15 protein-coding genes are annotated in these 14,864 nt (G+C 68.9%); 8 read left to right on the forward strand and 7 right to left on the reverse strand.

What is annotated here, in order from left to right; translation table 11 throughout:
- Positions 1 to 387 precede the first annotated feature (387 nt).
- On the forward strand, positions 388 to 921 hold the full coding sequence (locus E4T13_RS03695; RefSeq protein ID WP_137176871.1) for a VPLPA-CTERM sorting domain-containing protein: 534 nt from the start codon (positions 388 to 390) through the stop codon (positions 919 to 921).
- A gap of 15 nt (positions 922 to 936) precedes the next feature.
- Here E4T13_RS03695 and E4T13_RS03700 read toward each other — a convergent pair whose 3' ends face one another.
- A complete protein-coding gene (locus E4T13_RS03700) occupies positions 937 to 2,580 on the reverse strand; it encodes a DcaP family trimeric outer membrane transporter (RefSeq protein WP_137176872.1) in 1,644 nt (547 codons plus the stop codon).
- Positions 2,581 to 2,768: 188 nt separating this feature from the next.
- On the opposite strand from E4T13_RS03700, the gene E4T13_RS03705 reads away from it, so the two are divergent.
- Entirely contained in the window at positions 2,769 to 3,287 is a 519-nt protein-coding gene (locus E4T13_RS03705) for a hypothetical protein (protein WP_137176873.1), read from the forward strand.
- Between the two features lie 231 nt (positions 3,288 to 3,518).
- Here the strand turns inward: E4T13_RS03705 and ssb are convergent, their stop codons facing one another.
- The gene (ssb, locus tag E4T13_RS03710; protein ID WP_137176874.1) at positions 3,519 to 4,058 is read right to left on the reverse strand and encodes a single-stranded DNA-binding protein; all 540 of its coding nucleotides are present in this window, start codon (positions 4,056 to 4,058) and stop codon (positions 3,519 to 3,521) included.
- 202 nt (positions 4,059 to 4,260) lie between these two features.
- Here ssb and uvrA point away from each other — a divergent pair, with 202 nt between their 5' ends.
- The 3 genes from uvrA to E4T13_RS30160 all read left to right on the forward strand — a co-directional run bounded on the left by uvrA (position 4,261) and on the right by E4T13_RS30160 (position 8,884).
- Positions 4,261 to 7,137 (forward strand): excinuclease ABC subunit UvrA, encoded by a 2,877-nt coding sequence (gene uvrA, locus E4T13_RS03715; RefSeq protein ID WP_137176875.1) that lies wholly within the window; start codon positions 4,261 to 4,263, stop codon positions 7,135 to 7,137.
- A 205-nt stretch (positions 7,138 to 7,342) separates the two neighbouring features.
- Positions 7,343 to 8,023, forward strand: a complete 681-nt coding sequence (locus E4T13_RS03720) for a PEP-CTERM sorting domain-containing protein (RefSeq protein WP_137176876.1) — start codon at positions 7,343 to 7,345, stop codon at positions 8,021 to 8,023.
- A 192-nt stretch (positions 8,024 to 8,215) separates the two neighbouring features.
- Positions 8,216 to 8,884 carry a PEP-CTERM sorting domain-containing protein gene (locus tag E4T13_RS30160; protein WP_206030062.1) on the forward strand — a complete coding sequence of 223 codons (669 nt, stop codon included), beginning with the start codon at positions 8,216 to 8,218 and terminating at the stop codon, positions 8,882 to 8,884.
- Positions 8,885 to 8,896: 12 nt separating this feature from the next.
- Here E4T13_RS30160 and E4T13_RS03730 read toward each other — a convergent pair whose 3' ends face one another.
- Positions 8,897 to 9,751, reverse strand: a complete 855-nt coding sequence (locus E4T13_RS03730; protein WP_240790973.1) for a squalene/phytoene synthase family protein — start codon at positions 9,749 to 9,751, stop codon at positions 8,897 to 8,899.
- A 70-nt stretch (positions 9,752 to 9,821) separates the two neighbouring features.
- Between E4T13_RS03730 and E4T13_RS03735 the strand changes: the two genes are divergently transcribed.
- Positions 9,822 to 10,460: a superoxide dismutase gene (locus tag E4T13_RS03735; RefSeq protein ID WP_137176877.1), complete on the forward strand. Its 639-nt coding sequence runs from the start codon at positions 9,822 to 9,824 to the stop codon at positions 10,458 to 10,460.
- A gap of 85 nt (positions 10,461 to 10,545) precedes the next feature.
- Here E4T13_RS03735 and yajC read toward each other — a convergent pair whose 3' ends face one another.
- Positions 10,546 to 10,899 carry a preprotein translocase subunit YajC gene (gene yajC, locus E4T13_RS03740; protein ID WP_137176878.1) on the reverse strand — a complete coding sequence of 118 codons (354 nt, stop codon included), beginning with the start codon at positions 10,897 to 10,899 and terminating at the stop codon, positions 10,546 to 10,548.
- Positions 10,900 to 10,998: 99 nt separating this feature from the next.
- On the opposite strand from yajC, the gene E4T13_RS03745 reads away from it, so the two are divergent.
- A complete protein-coding gene (locus tag E4T13_RS03745; RefSeq protein WP_170984779.1) occupies positions 10,999 to 11,901 on the forward strand; it encodes an ATP-binding protein in 903 nt (300 codons plus the stop codon).
- 165 nt (positions 11,902 to 12,066) lie between these two features.
- On the forward strand, positions 12,067 to 12,297 hold the full coding sequence (locus tag E4T13_RS03750) for a hypothetical protein (protein ID WP_137176879.1): 231 nt from the start codon (positions 12,067 to 12,069) through the stop codon (positions 12,295 to 12,297).
- 21 nt (positions 12,298 to 12,318) lie between these two features.
- On the opposite strand, the gene serS is transcribed toward E4T13_RS03750, so the two are convergent.
- Genes serS through tatC form a run of 3 tightly spaced genes read right to left on the reverse strand, consistent with a single transcriptional unit; the run spans position 12,319 to position 14,863 of the window.
- Positions 12,319 to 13,596: a serine--tRNA ligase gene (gene serS, locus E4T13_RS03755; protein WP_137176880.1), complete on the reverse strand. Its 1,278-nt coding sequence runs from the start codon at positions 13,594 to 13,596 to the stop codon at positions 12,319 to 12,321.
- A 50-nt stretch (positions 13,597 to 13,646) separates the two neighbouring features.
- Complete coding sequence (locus E4T13_RS03760; RefSeq protein WP_137176881.1) at positions 13,647 to 14,078, reverse strand: hypothetical protein; 432 nt, start codon at positions 14,076 to 14,078, stop codon at positions 13,647 to 13,649.
- On the reverse strand, positions 14,075 to 14,863 hold the full coding sequence (gene tatC / locus E4T13_RS03765; RefSeq protein WP_240790974.1) for a twin-arginine translocase subunit TatC: 789 nt from the start codon (positions 14,861 to 14,863) through the stop codon (positions 14,075 to 14,077). The genes E4T13_RS03760 and tatC overlap by 4 nt, the downstream gene beginning before the upstream one ends.
- Between the last annotated feature and the right edge of the window lies 1 nt (position 14,864).

Raw genomic sequence — 14,864 nt, forward strand, 5'->3', positions numbered from 1 at the left:
CGATGTCGGATGGGCCGTTGGGGTCCTCGGGCGTGGTATCGCTCAAGCCGTGATCCTCTAGGCAGGTTGGCGGCGGCCCCTGCCATGCACCGCGGACGCGTCGCAGGTCGGCACTGCGCGAGGCAAGCGCCAGCCCGACTCCGGCCGATCGCGGCGGGTCGAATTCAGCGCCCTATATAGGCCCGGGGGCGGCCCGGCACAAACCGGGGTCGGCGCGAGGCGAGCCGTTGATTCCGCGGGTTTTCCTGGCGCCGGGCGCGGCTGAGTTACCGTTCCCTGCAGCCGCGCGCCGGGCCGGGGCAAGGCTGGAAAATCGTTGCGGAGGAGACAAATCTGACGGGTAGGCTGCGCCGCTACCGCCGGCCGGCACCAACCAGGGGATGTCCGATGCTCCGCACGCTGATCCTTGCCGCCGCCGCGGCCACGCTGCTCGGCCTTGCCCCGATGTCGTCCCAGGCGGAGACCTACAGCTTCACCTACAGCGACAACACCAACAGCGGCGACAACTACAGCGGCACCCTGACGGTGAACGGCGGCTTCGTGACCGCCATGAGCGGCACGTCGGCCCTGTATGGCGCCATCACCGATCTCTTCCCGCCCGGCGTTTCCTTCCCCGGTGGGCCCACCACCGACAACGCCTTCGGCACGAGCTTCCCCTTCCTCTCCGTCAACGGCATCGGCTTCGCGACGGAGACCTTCGGCGTGATCCTCTACGCGACTTCGGGCGACCTGCAGGCGCTGGGCGACCTTGCCGTGCTGACGTCGCAACTGACGTCGTCGCTCGGCAATTTCTCCATCCAGCTCGTGCCCGGCCCGGGCGGCCCGGGACCTCGACCGGAAACGATCCCGGCGCCGGCCTCGGCCGCCTTGTTCCTCGCGGGGCTGGCCTGGCTCGGCGCAGCGCGGCGCCGGGGCGCGTGACGGCGGAGCCGCGCATCAGAACCGCCCGATGAAGCTCGCCTGGATCCGGCTGACCGTGCCGCCATAGGCGCCCACCACCGCGGGGTTCAGTACGTCGCGGTTCGCGTAGATGTATTCGATGCCCGCGTCGATCCAGGGCAGCGGGCTCCAGATCAGGTTGACGCTGAACTCCGTCGCCTGCCGGTTCGTGTTGCCGGCCGTGCCAGCGAAGCCGCGGACGTAGGAGGCGTAGTCGTAGCGCGCCAAGGAGGCGACGATGTTGCTGCGGACAGTGCTGCTCCAGGCGCGGCGGTAGCCGACCATCCCGCTCGTCACCCCCACGGCGTCCAGAACGCTGTCCTGCGGCGCGGTGCCGGGCAGGCCGAAGCTTGTCGTGGCGCCGTAGCCGTTCGCGGTGCCGTCGAGGTAGCGGCCGATGCCGCGGCCGTAATTCGCCACGGCGAAGAGCCGATCGCCCTCCAGCGCGCCGATCATCCGCCCCATCTCGACCCAGCCGCCCAGGCCGGCGCCCCAGCCGAACACCTCCTCGGTGAAGCGCTGGCTCGCCACGCTGGCCGCCTGATTGTCCACCTTGATCTGCCGCGCCACGCCGCGCGCGGCGAGCCCACCCCAGGCCTGCCGATAGTCGAGCGCCGCCAGCAGGTCGGGCACGTTGTTCGACCCCACGAAGCTCCCCTGCCCGTTGTCGTTGCTGATGTTGGTCGTGGCCGTGCTGGTCACGTCGCTGTACGGGCTCTCCAGCGCGACCGCGCCGGTCAGCCCCGCGGCGAGGTTCGCCGTGTAGCGCAGCCCGACCTGCCGCACATTCGATGTGCCGAGGAAGGTGCCGTCGTCCAGCCGCTCCGCCTGCGCCTCCGGCGGGAACAGGTAGAGGCTGTCGTTCTGGCCGATCATCACCGGCCCGAGCGTGACATAGGCCAGGCGGAGCCGCGGCTCGTAGCTGTTGCTGGTGCCGACATCGGACGTGCTGGCGTCGGAGCCGGCGAAGTCGAACTCGACGACCTGGTTGCTGAACCGCCAGTCGCCGGTCCAGCCGGTCTCCACCTCGGATTCGAAGCGGATGCGGCTGCGCCGGGCGGAGACCTGCAGGTTGCCGTCCTGGTTCGCGGTGGAGGCGTTGGCCAGCGGGATGGACGGTGTCGTGACGCTGTCGCTGTTGTAGCGCCCGTCGAAATCGTACTGCGCGTTGACCTTGACGAAGCCGCTGAGCCGTACGCGCACGCGACCATCGGTGCCGGGGATCGCGATGCTGTCGGCGAGACGCCCCGGCGGGACGGTGGAGGCGGCCGGGGATGTTGGGGGCGGCCTCGTGGGCGCTGCCGCGGCCGCGGCGGGCGTCGCGGAGCCCTGCGGCGGCACCGCTATGCGCGGCGCCGCCGGCTCGACCCGGGATCGGGCGGGCGCAGGCGGGCGCCGCACCGGCCCGGTCTCACGCGCCTGCTGCGCCTGCTGCGCCTGCAGGTCGCGCAGCTGCGCCCGCATCGCATCCATCTGCTGCTGCATCTGCTGCAATTGCCGCTGCAGGGCCTCGATGTCGCCCGTCTGGGCGAACGCCGGAGCCTGGCCGCCGAACACCAAGGTGCCGCCGAGCACCGCGACGCTACAAAGGAACGCCCCCCTGGGTGCGGCCGAGCCGCGCAGGGAGGGGGCAGAGCGCATCAACAGCTGTCCTGGCATCAACACCTCCGGCTCTCACGAGATAAGTTGCAGAGGCATCCCCCCGCAATCTTGAGAAATCCGTCGGTCACCTCCGTTCCAGAACGGTTGCATCTGCTTCGCACAGGAGAAGAGGCTGGCCAATCGTTCCGGGTTGCGCGACCTTGCCGGCGACACGCGGGGAGCCTTCGATGCTGCGGACCATCATCCTGGCCGGCTTGGCGGCGCTGTGCCTCGGCCTCGCGCCGGCGCGGGCGGCGACCTACAGCTTCAGCTACACGGACACGACCGGCGGCGGCGACGACTACAGCGGGCTGCTGACCGTCAATGGCGGCCTGGTGACCGGCATCAGCGGCACCTCGGCGCAGTACGGCACCATCTCCGGCCTGCTGCCGGCTGGGACGTCCTTCGGCGGAGGGACGCCGAGCGACAACGTCTTTTCCGCGTCCGCGCCGTTCCTCACACAGGGCGGGATCTGGTTCACCACACAGGTCATGCCCGTGGGCCTCTACACGGCGTTCGGCGACTTCTTCTCGGTGACGTCGCAGGGCGGTTCGTCGGTCGGCACCTTCACAGCGACGCTGGTGCCCGGGCCTGGACCCGAGCCGGTTCCGGCGCCGGGCGCGCTGGCCGTGCTGCTCGCGGGCGTGGCCGGGCTCGGCCTTGCACGCGGCGCGGCGGCGGAACGGCGCCTCAGAACCGCCCGATGAAGCTAACCTGGACCTGGCGCAGGGTGCCGCCACAGGCACCCGCCACCACCGGGTTCGGCACGTCGCGGTTCGCGTAGCTGCATTCGAGTCCGGCGTCGATCCAGGCCAGCGGGCTTCAGATCAGGTGACGCTGAACTCCGTCGCCTGCCGGTAGCTGTTGCCGGCCGCGGTGCCGAACCCGCGCACGCAGGAGGCATGGCCGTGGCGCGCCAGCGGGGTGCGGCCGTGCCCTCAGAAGGGAATGTCGTCATCCAGGTCGCTCTTCGCCGGTGCCCGTCCGCCACCGCCGGAGCGCGCGCCGCCACCGCCGCCACTGCCGCCGCGGTCCCAGCCGCCGCCGCCGCGCTCACCCGATCCCGAGGACCGCCCGCCGCCATAGCCGCCCCCACCCTCCGAGGGCTCCCCCGGGTCGGACCCGCCGCCCCCGCGGCCGCCGACCAGCGCCAACTCGCCGCGGAACTGCCGCAGCACGATCTCGGTCGTGTAGCGGTCCTGGCCGGACTGGTCCTGCCACTTCCGGGTCTCGAGCTGGCCTTCGAGATACACCTCGCTGCCCTTGCGCAGGTATTTCTCCGCGATCTCGCCGAGCTTCTCGTTGAAGATCGCGACCGAGTGCCACTCGGTGCGCTCCTGCATGTTGCCCTCGCGGTCCTTGTACCGTTCGGAGGTCGCAAGCCGCAGGTTCACCACGCGGCCGCCATTCTGGAAGTTGCGGACCTCCGGGTCGCGGCCCAGCCGGCCCAGCAGGATCACCTTGTTCACTCCGGCCATGGGTCGGAATCCTCTAGCTTTCTGAGGTTGGAGGCTATCCCGGCCGGCGACCGCAAGCCAGCCATGCGTCTTGCGAGACGGGGGACACCCTCTGGCGAAACCTCTTCCCAGCCCATCTATAACCGCGTAAACCTCCTGAGAACAAGATGCGAACGCGCGGTCGTGACCACGGCCGCGTTTCCCTTTGCGGAACCGGTGATCCATGAGCGGCATGATCCGCATTCGCGGCGCGCGCGAGCACAACCTCAAGAACCTCGACCTCGACATCCCCCGCGACACGCTGACCGTCGTCACGGGGCTTTCGGGCTCGGGGAAGTCCTCGCTCGCCTTCGACACGATCTATGCGGAAGGCCAGCGCCGCTACGTGGAATCGCTCAGCGCCTATGCGCGGCAGTTCCTGCAACTCATGCAGAAGCCGGATGTGGATTCGATCGAGGGCCTGTCTCCCGCCATCTCCATCGAGCAGAAGACCACCAGCCACAATCCGCGCTCCACGGTCGGCACCGTTACGGAAATCCACGACTACATGCGCCTGCTCTGGGCGCGGGTCGGCGTGCCCTACAGCCCGGCCACCGGGCTGCCGATCGAGGCGCAGACCGTCAGCCAGATGGTGGACCGCATCATGGCGATGGAGGAGGGCACGCGGCTGCTGCTGCTCGCGCCCGTGGTGCGCGGCAAGAAGGGCGAGTACCGCAAGGAATTCGCCGAGTGGCAGCGCCGCGGCTTCGAGCGCGTGAAGGTGAATGGCGAGGTTCATCAGCTCTCCGAGCCGCCGAAGCTGGACAAGAAATTCAAGCACGACATCGAGATCGTGGTGGACCGCGTGGTGGTGCGGGAGGGCGTGCAGTCGCGCCTGGCGGACAGCTTGGAGACGGCGCTCGGCCTGGCCGACGGCATCGCTTATGCCGACAATGCGGACACGAACGAAAGAACGGTGTTCAGCCAGAAGTTCGCCTGCCCGGTCAGCGGCTTTTCCATCGAGGAGATCGAGCCGCGGCTGTTCAGCTTCAACAGCCCGCAGGGGGCGTGTCCGACATGCGACGGGCTTGGCACCCAGGCCTTCTTCGACCCGATGCTGGTGGTGCCGGACGACACGCGCAGCCTGAAGGACGGCGCCGTTCAGCCCTGGGCCGGCGCTTCCTCGCCCTATTACGACCAGACGCTGGAAAGCCTGGCGCGGCACTTCAAGCTGGCGATGACCACGCCCTGGCAGGACCTTCCCAAGGCCTTCCGGAACGTCGTGCTGAACGGTACCGGCAGCGAGGTGGTCACGCTGCGCTACAAGGACGGGCTGCGCGGCTACGACGTGAAGAAGCCCTTCGAGGGCGTGATTCCGAACCTGGAGCGGCGCTTCCGCGAGACCGACAATCCCTGGACCCGCGAGGAACTCTCCCGCTACCAGGCCGAGCGCCCCTGCCCCGCCTGCAACGGCCATCGCCTGAAGCCGGAGGCGCTCAGCGTCAAGGTCGCCGGCAGCCACATCGGCGAGGTCAACGCGCTGTCCATCCGCCGCGCGCGCGACTGGTTCGCCGGCGTGATGCCGACGCTGACGCCACAGCGCGCCGAGATCGCCCGACGCATCCTGCGCGAGATCGAGGAGCGGCTGCAGTTCCTGAACGACGTCGGCCTCGACTACCTCTCGCTCGGCCGCTCCTCGGCCACGCTGTCCGGCGGCGAATCGCAGCGCATCCGTCTTGCCTCGCAGATCGGCAGCGGCCTGACCGGCGTGCTGTATGTGCTGGACGAGCCTTCCATCGGCCTGCACCAGCGCGACAATGAGCGCCTGCTGGCCACGCTGCGGCGCCTGCGCGACATCGGCAACACCGTGCTGGTGGTGGAGCATGACGAGGATGCGATCCGCAGTGCCGACCACCTGATCGACATTGGCCCCGCAGCCGGCAAGGGCGGCGGGCAGATCATCGCCCAGGGCACGCCCGCCGAGGTGGAAGGCAACCCCGCCAGCATCACCGGCCAATACCTGTCGGGCATTCGCCGCATCCCGATGCCGGAGACGCGGCGCAGGATCGACCCGAAGCGCATGCTGCGCGTCGTCGGCGCCAAGGGGAACAACCTGAAGGACGTCTCGGCGGAGATCCCGCTCGGCACCTTCACCTGCGTCACCGGCGTCTCCGGCGGCGGCAAGTCCACCCTGGTGATCGAGACCTTGTTCAAGGCCGCGTCGCGTCGGCTGATGGGCAGCGGCGAGGTGCCGGCGCCGCATGAGCGGATCGAGGGGCTGGAGCATCTCGACAAGATCATCGACATCGACCAGTCGCCGATCGGCCGCACGCCGCGTTCCAATCCGGCGACCTATACCGGCCTGTTCGGCCCGATACGCGACTGGTTCGCGGAGTTGCCGGACAGCCGCGCGCGCGGCTACGCGCCCGGCCGCTTCAGCTTCAACGTCAAGGGCGGGCGCTGCGAGGCGTGCCAGGGCGACGGCGTGCTGAAGATCGAGATGCACTTCCTGCCCGACGTCTACGTCACCTGCGACACCTGCAAGGGCAAGCGCTACAACCGCGAGACGCTGGAGGTGAAGTTCCGAGGCAAGTCCATCGCCGACGTGCTGGACATGACCGTGGACGAGGGCGTGGAGTTCTTCTCCGCCGTGCCCGCCATCCGCGACAAGCTGGTGGTGCTGCGCGACGTCGGCCTCGGCTACATCCATCTCGGCCAGCAGGCGACGACGCTCTCGGGCGGCGAGGCACAGCGCATCAAGCTGTCGAAGGAGCTGTCCCGGCGCGCCACGGGCCGGACGCTCTACATCCTGGACGAGCCGACGACGGGCCTGCACTTCGAGGACGTGCGCAAGCTGCTGGAAGTCCTGCACGCGCTCGTGAAGCAGGGCAACACGGTGGTGGTGATCGAGCACAACCTCGAGGTCATCAAGACCGCGGACTGGATCCTCGACCTCGGCCCGGAGGGCGGGGAGGGCGGCGGGCGCATCGTGGCCGCCGGCACGCCGGATCAGGTGGCGGCGGTGAAGGAAAGCCACACCGGCCGGTTCCTGGCGCCGATCCTGGCGCGGGACGGCGCCGCACAGGTCGAGCCGGCCCCACGGAAACGCCGCCGCGCCTGACCGGCCGAGACCCTGGAGCGTCCAAAAACGCGCGTCTCGTTTGGTTAAAGTTTATAAAATGCGGATGCGTCAGAATTTCTTACACAGCGCTACGGGGCGAGTGGCCCGCGCTGTGTAAGCCTTTGATCCATCAATGTCTGATTTTGTGGCACTGCGATTGCATTGTCTCTTTTAGCGAAGACAATCAGCAAAGGCGCCACGTCCCATGCGCAAGTTCCTGGCCTCTACGGCCCTCAGCCTGGTGATCGCCCTGCCCGCCGCAGCGGCAAATCTCGTCTCGAATGGAAGCTTCGAGGACGGGATCAATGGCTGGACCATCGGCGGCGTCGACACCCAGGGCTATCCGCCTGTCGCCATCTTTTACGGTGCGGCACAGCCCTACCCGAACGGCGCCTTTGGCGAGGCCGTTCCCGCGAACAACGCGCCGACCAACTCGCCCGATGCGGTGGGCGGCCGCGCGGCCTATTTCGTCACCGATTTCGCCGCCAATCAGAGCCTGACGCAGACCATCTTCCTGACCCCGGGCACCTACCAGATCGGCTTCAGCGCCTACGCGCCGGCGAACGGCTATGCCAACCAGGGCGACGCGACCTTCTCTGGCACGGTCCTGGACGTCATCCTCGCGGATTACACGGTGTCCTCGAAGCCGAGCACGACCTGGACGTCCTACCAGGGCGCGACCGACATCCTCGTGGCCGGCAACTACGAGATCAAGTTCGTCTTCAACACGAACCTCTTCCCGTCCAAGGACGTGGTGATCGACCAGGTCTACGTGATCGAGGGCAATCCGCCGCCGCCAGTGGTTGACGTGCCCGCTCCTGCGGCACTCGGCTTGTTCGGCATGGGCCTGCTCGGCCTCGCCGCGGTGCGCCGCCGGCGCGCCTGATACGGCACTTCACTATCGTGCTCTGGATGGCCCGGGGGCAAATGTTCCCGGGCTTTTCCATGTGCGGGTCCACGCGTTCGCCTTCGCAAGTAACCACGAAAGTGACGATGAGAAATTGTCAGGAGTTGTTCCCGCATATTGCGACTGGAACCAATTTTTGGGCATAGAGATGCCACCAGACAGGTTCCAACCATGCGCCGCCTTTCCCTCGCTTCCGCGATCCTGCTCGGCTTTGCCGCGCCTGCCTCCGCTGCCAGCCTCGTGGTCAACGGCAGCTTCGAACTGGGTTTCAGCGGCTGGACGCTGAGCGGCAGCACGCGCTCGAACCCGGCGTCCATCATCAGCTACAACAGCACCGCGAGTTACCCCAACGGCGCCTATGGCGAGCGCGTGCCCGCCAACACCGCGGCCACCGCCAGCCCGGACCTCCCCGGTACCCGCGCCGCCTACTTCGTGGACGACTACGCGGTGAACGAGACGCTCTCGCAGAGCGTCTTCCTCACTGCCGGGACCTACCAGATGGGGTTCAGCGCCTACCTGCCGCAGAACGGGTTCAACAACCGCGGCGAGGCGACCTTCGTCGGACGCATTGCCGGCGTGACGCTCGCCGACTTCGCGGCCTCCGCTGCGCCGGCCAGGCTGTGGCAGACCTTCTCCGGCACGACGCAGATCGCGACCGACGGCACCTATACGGTGCAGTTCGTCTTCAACACCAACCTCGCGCCGTCCAAGGATGTGGTGATCGATCAGGTCTATATCATCCCGATTGAATCCGGCGCCGCCGTGCCGGAACCCGCCAGCCTGGGCTTGTTCGCCGCCGGCCTGCTCGGCCTCGGCGCCCTGCGCCGGCGCCGCAGCTGAGCCCGGCGCGGGTCACACCCGACCGCGCAGACCTGCCACGGTGACCGCCAGGCGGTCACCCAGGCCTCTCGGGCCAACCTCCGTCCGTCCATTCGCGAGGCGCACGAAATCGCGACGCGCCAGCACCGCGGGCAGCGCGGCGGCTATCGCGGTGCGCGGCATGTCCCGCCGCGCCCCGGCCAGTGCCTCGAGGCCCTCGGCCGCCAAGGCGCGCAGCAGCGCCACGACCTCCGGCGCGCCCGGTGCTGCGATCACCGCGTCCGCGCTGAGCCCTGCCGCAGCAAGCCTGTCGCGCGGCAGCAGGCAGCGGCCGCGCGCCGCCTGCGCCGGCACCGCGCGCAGCACCCCCGCCAGCCCATAGGCGGCGCCGAGCGCACGGAGCACTTCTCTCGCCTCCGCGCTCGTGCCGAGCGCCCGGCCCGCCGCCGCAGACCAGCCGCCCGCCGTGCCGCGAAGCCAGGTCACGAAATCCGGTTCGGTGGCGATGGCCCCCTCTTCCGCTTCGATCTCGCGCGCATCGACCAGGGTCATCAGGTCGGCGGGATCGAGCGTGCCGGCCGCGATGGCGGCGTGCAGCGGCGCGGCGACCTCATGCCGGCGCGGCGGCTTGCCGGTTTGCGCCTCCTCCACCGCCTCGCGCCACCATTGCAGGCGGATCAGCGCGGCGATGGGGTTGCTCGCGGCTTCCCGCGCACGGGCGAGTTCGTGGTTGAAGGCGGTGAGCGCCAGGACCGCCGCGCGCCGCTCCGCCGGGGCGAACAGCGCGCAGAGGAAGCGATCCGGATCATGCGCGCGGACGAAGCCGGCGAGGTCGGTGGGCGGGGGTGTCATCACGTCGCAGATGACGGGCACGGGCAAGGCGTGCAAGCGTGGTTGACGCTCCTTCCGGCCACGCCTAGGTCAGCCGACGGCCGATCCGTGCCATCGGGAGAGATCCATGCCCTTCACGCTGCCGCCCCTGCCCTACTCGACCAATGCGCTCGCCGCCAACGGCATGTGCCAGGAGACCCTGGAACTGCACCATGGCAAGCACCACAACGCCTATGTGACGGCCCTGAACGGCCTGATCGAGAGCAAGGGCCTGGCGGGCAAGTCGCTCGAGCAGATCTGCGCGGAGGCCGGCAAGGCCGGCGCCGACGGCACGCCGGTGCTGAACCAGGCGGGCCAGCACTGGAACCACATCCTGTTCTGGCAGGTACTGCAGCCCGGCGGCGGCGGCGAGGACCTGCCCGGCGCGCTGAAGGCGAAGATCGACAGCGACCTCGGCGGCCTCGCGAAGTTCAAGGAGGACTTCAAGCAGGCCGGCGTCACGCAGTTCGGCTCCGGCTGGGCCTGGCTGGTCGTCGGCGGTGACGGCAAGCTGAAGATCACCAAGACGCCGAACGGCGCGAACCCGCTCTCCACCGGCGAAGGCCAGCCGATCCTTGGCGTGGATGTGTGGGAGCACGCCTACTACCTGGATTTCCGCAACGTCCGTCCGAACTACCTGCAGAACTTCCTGGACAAGCTGGTCAACTGGGAAGTGGTGAACGACCTGCTGCAGAAGGGCGGGATGAAGAGCGGCCAGAGCGCCTGAATCGAAAGAGCCTTTCCGCCCGGGCGGAAAGGCTCCCTTCGCGGCAACGGGCCCGGCACCGCATGGCGCCGGGCCCGCTCTGCTTTCAGCCCTTCGTTACTGCGGGCTTCGGATCGTTGGCCGCCGCGGGCGGCTGCAGCACGCTGGTAATGGTGCCGCGCAGCACCGTCACGCGCGTGCCGGGGGCGATCTCCACCTCGATCTCGTCGCTGTCGTCGCGCACCTTGCTGATGGTGCCGACGATGCCGCCGCCGGTGATGACCCGGTCGTTGCGCTTGAGCTTGCCCAGCATCTCCCGGTGGTCCTTCATCTTCTTCTGCTGCGGGCGGATCAGCAGGAAATAGAAGACGGCGAAGATCAGGATCAGCGGCAGAAGCTGCATGACGATCGCCGCGGAGCCGCCAGCGGCGTCCTGGGCGTAGGCGGGAGAGATCCACATGGCGGTCCGGCGTCCGTTTCTTGCGGGTGGGTTGCGGGGATTCGGCGCGCAACCTAGCTTCCGCCCCCCCGCCGTCAACCCGCCCACCGGACCATCGCCGTGACCGACCACCCGTTCGCCGATCCCGCGCTGCTGCCCGCTCTCACCCGCATCGCGGAGGCGCTGGAGCGGCTGGCGCCGCCGCCGGCGCTGCGGCCGGATCTCGGCGCGGCGGACGCCTTCGTCTGGCACCCCGGCCCGCCGGCGCACCTCGCCGCCGTGCCGAAGGTCTCAGCCGTCGGCATCGGGCTGCTGAAGGGTGTCGAGCAGCAGAAGACCATATTGCTGGAGAACACGCTGCGCTTCGCGCGCGGGCTGCCGGCGAACAACGCGATGCTCTGGGGCGCACGGGGGATGGGCAAGTCCTCGCTGGTGAAGGCGGCGCATGCGACGGCGAATGCGGAGGTGCCGGGTTCGCTCGCGCTGATCGAGATCCATCGCGAGGACATCCGCACCCTGCCGGACCTGCTGAACATCCTGCGCGAAGATCGTTCGGACCCGCACCGCGGGGGCGGCCGCCGCTGCCTGGTGTTCTGCGACGACCTCTCCTTCGAGAAGGAGGACGCCGACTACAAGGCGCTGAAGAGCGTGCTGGATGGCGGCATCGAGGGACGCCCGGCGAATGTTCTTTTCTACGCAACCTCCAACCGCCGCCACCTGATGCCGCGCGACATGATCGAGAACGAGCGCAGCACCGCCATCAATCCGGCCGAGGCGGTGGAGGAGAAGGTCAGCCTGTCCGACCGCTTCGGCCTGTGGATCGGCTTCCACAATTGCGACCAGGACACTTTCTTCGCGATGATCGAGGGCTACGCCGCAAGCTTCGGCCTTCCGGTCACGTCCGACGAGCTGCGCCAGGCGGCGGTCGAATGGTCGGTCACGCGGGGCGGGCGATCCGGGCGCGTCGCGTGGCAGTTCGTGCAGGACCTCGCCGGGCGGCTCGGCGTCCGCATTGCCGCCTGATGACGGCGCAGCGCGGATAGCTTGCCGGCCCGCTCTCCGGCGGATGAATTCGCGGACGTCATCACGAGGCCGCCTTGCGGCGCAGGCTGCGACCCGCGAGCGTTCCGCCGCGCGTCCCGTCAGGCCCGGTTCACGGACCGCCGGCGCGCTGTCCCGGAGCATCCCATGTCGTCTGTCTTCAACCTCGCCCTTTCGCCATTCGCCTACGCGCTGGGACTCGCCTATTCGCGACCCTGGCTCTCCGTCATCGTCAGCGGCGTCGCGGGGCTGATTGCGCTCGCGCTGCATCACGAGATCTGGATGGGCCTGCTGATCTCCTTCGGCGCCTACATGCTGATGTGGATGGACGAGGCGGAGCACCCGGTCGAAGCGGTCGCGCCGGACGCGGCGGAGTAGCCGCGCGACGGAGCGGGCGCGTCAGCCGCGCGGCGCGATCCGCTCCAGCCCGCCCATCCAGGGCCGGAGCACCGCAGGGATGGCGATGCCGCCATCCGCGTCCTGGAATGTCTCCATCACCGCGATCAGCGCGCGGCCGACGGCGACGCCCGAGCCGTTCAGCGTGTGCAGGAATTCCGTTCCCTTGCCGCCGCCCGGGCGGAAGCGCGCCTCCATCCGCCGCGCCTGGAAGTCGCGGCAGTTGGAGCAGGAGGAGATCTCGCGCCACGCCTGCTGCCCCGGCAGCCAGACCTCCAGGTCGTAGGTCTTGGCGGCGCCGAAGCCGGTGTCGCCCGCGCAGAGCAGCACACGGCGCCAGGTGAGGCCGAGCTCGGTCAGCACGCGCTCGGCACAGCGCGTCATGCGCTCATGCTCCTCCGCGGACTTGTCCGGCGTGGTGACGGAGACCAGTTCCACCTTCGGGAACTGGTGCTGACGCAGCATGCCGCGGGTGTCCCGACCGGCTGCGCCGGCTTCCGAGCGGAAGCAGGGCGTCAGCGCGGTGAGGCGGACCGGCTCGCCCGGTTCCGCGATGATCTCGCCGCGCACGAAATTGGTGAGCGGCACCTCCGCGGTCGGGATCAGCCAGCGGCCATCGGTGGTGCGGAACAGGTCCTCGCCGAACTTCGGCAACTGGCCAGTGCCGTACATCGTGGCGTCGTTGACAAGGTACGGCACCGTCGCCTCGGTGTAGCCGTGCTCCTCGGTGTGGAGCGTGATCATCCACTGGCCGAGCGCACGTTCCAGCCGGGCGAGCGCGCCCTTCAGCACGGTGAAGCGCGCGCCGGCGAGCTTGCCCGCCGTGGCGAAGTCCATCAGGCCGAGTCCCTCGCCGAGCTCGAAATGCTGCCTGGCGGCGAAGGGGAACGCCGCGGGCTCGCCCTGGACATGCTGGACGACATTGGCCGACTCGTCGGCGCCGTCGGGCACCTCAGGGTCGAGGCGGTTCGGCAGCGTGGCAAGCAGCGCGTCCCTTGCCTTCTCCTGCACATCCGGATCGGCGGCGGCCGCGGCATCCATCGCGGCCTTGACCTCCGCCTTCAGCCGCTCGGCCTCGGCCGTGTCGCCGGCCTTCATCGCGGCGCCGATACGGCGTGAGAGTTCATTCCGCGTGGTCTGCGCCGCCTGGACGATGCGCGTCGCCTCGATGCGCAGGTCATCGAGCCGCAGGGCCTCGGCGGCAGCCGCAGCCATGCCACGCCGGGCCAGCGCCGCGTCGAAGGCCGCGGGATCGGCCCGCAGGGCACGGATGTCATGCATGGTGAGGCACCTGTCGCATCGAGTGCCGCAGGAGGCGGCAGAGACGCTCGCTATGGAAGCTTTCGCAGGCCGTCAAGGAAAGCAGCCACCTCTTCCTCCAGCCAGACAACGCCGTCCTGCCAGAAGCGCAGCAGCGCATCGCGGTTCAGCGCCGCCCAGGCCTCGATGCGCGCCTCACTGGCGCGCGCTACACGCAGCGGCAGCCCCATGTTGATCGCGCGCGGCGGATCCTCGAGTGTCACGACGAGGCAGGGGCCGTCTCGCTCAGGCCTGCCGGGCAACCACTTGATCCGCTGCCCGTGCGCCGCCATGCGGGTCGAAATGAAGATCGTGCCGGCAACCCCTGTGCGCTGTTGCGAGAGGTTCACGATCTCCACCATCTCGTCGCGCGCGGGGTCGTAGGCGCCCGCCTTGCCTGCCGCATCTCCGATCGCGGCCTGCTCCCCGGCAAAGCCGCGCGGCTCCGCGGGCTTGGCGCTCACGTCGTGTCCCCGTCCTTCTTCTTCGCCATCCAGCCGGCCGCGAGAATCGAGATCTCGTAGAGAAGGATCAGCGGCAGCGCGAGGCCGATCTGGCTGATCACGTCGGGCGGCGTGATGACCGCGGCGATCACGAACATGCCGACGATCGCGTAGCGCCGACCCTTCTTCAGACCCTCCACGCTCACGATGCCGACCTTGGCCATCAGCGTCAGCGCCACCGGAAGCTGGAAGGCGATGCCGAAGGCCAGGATCATGTGCATGACCAGCGAGAGATATTCGCTGACCTTCGCCTCGAGCTGGATCGCCACCGTGCCGGCCTCGGCCGGGGTCTCGAAGCTGATGAAGAACTGCCAGGCCATCGGGAAGATGGCGTAGTAGGCCATCGCCGCACCGGCGACGAACAGGAAGGGCGAAGCGATGAGGAAGGGCATGATGGCCTTCTTCTCGCTGCGGTAGAGGCCCGGTGCGATGAACAGCCAGAGCTGCGTTGCCCACATCGGGAAGCTGAAGAAGACGGCGCCGAAGAAGGCGACCTTCAGGTAGGTGAAGAAGGCCTCGTAGAGCGCGGTGAAGATCATCCGCCGCTCCTGCCCGCTCTGGGAGGACAGGATGTCGGCCAGCGGCGCGGCCAGGAAGCCGTAGATCTGCCGCGAGAAATAGTAGCAGACGGCGAAGCAGATGATGAAGGCGCCGATCGACCACATGAGCCGCGTACGCAGCTCCATGAGGTGCTCGATCAACGGCATCGGCTTGTCGTCGATCGTATCTTCGGGATCGCGCGGCACG

The organism is Roseomonas sp. AR75 (genome assembly GCF_005222815.1).
Lineage (GTDB): Bacteria > Pseudomonadota > Alphaproteobacteria > Acetobacterales > Acetobacteraceae > Falsiroseomonas.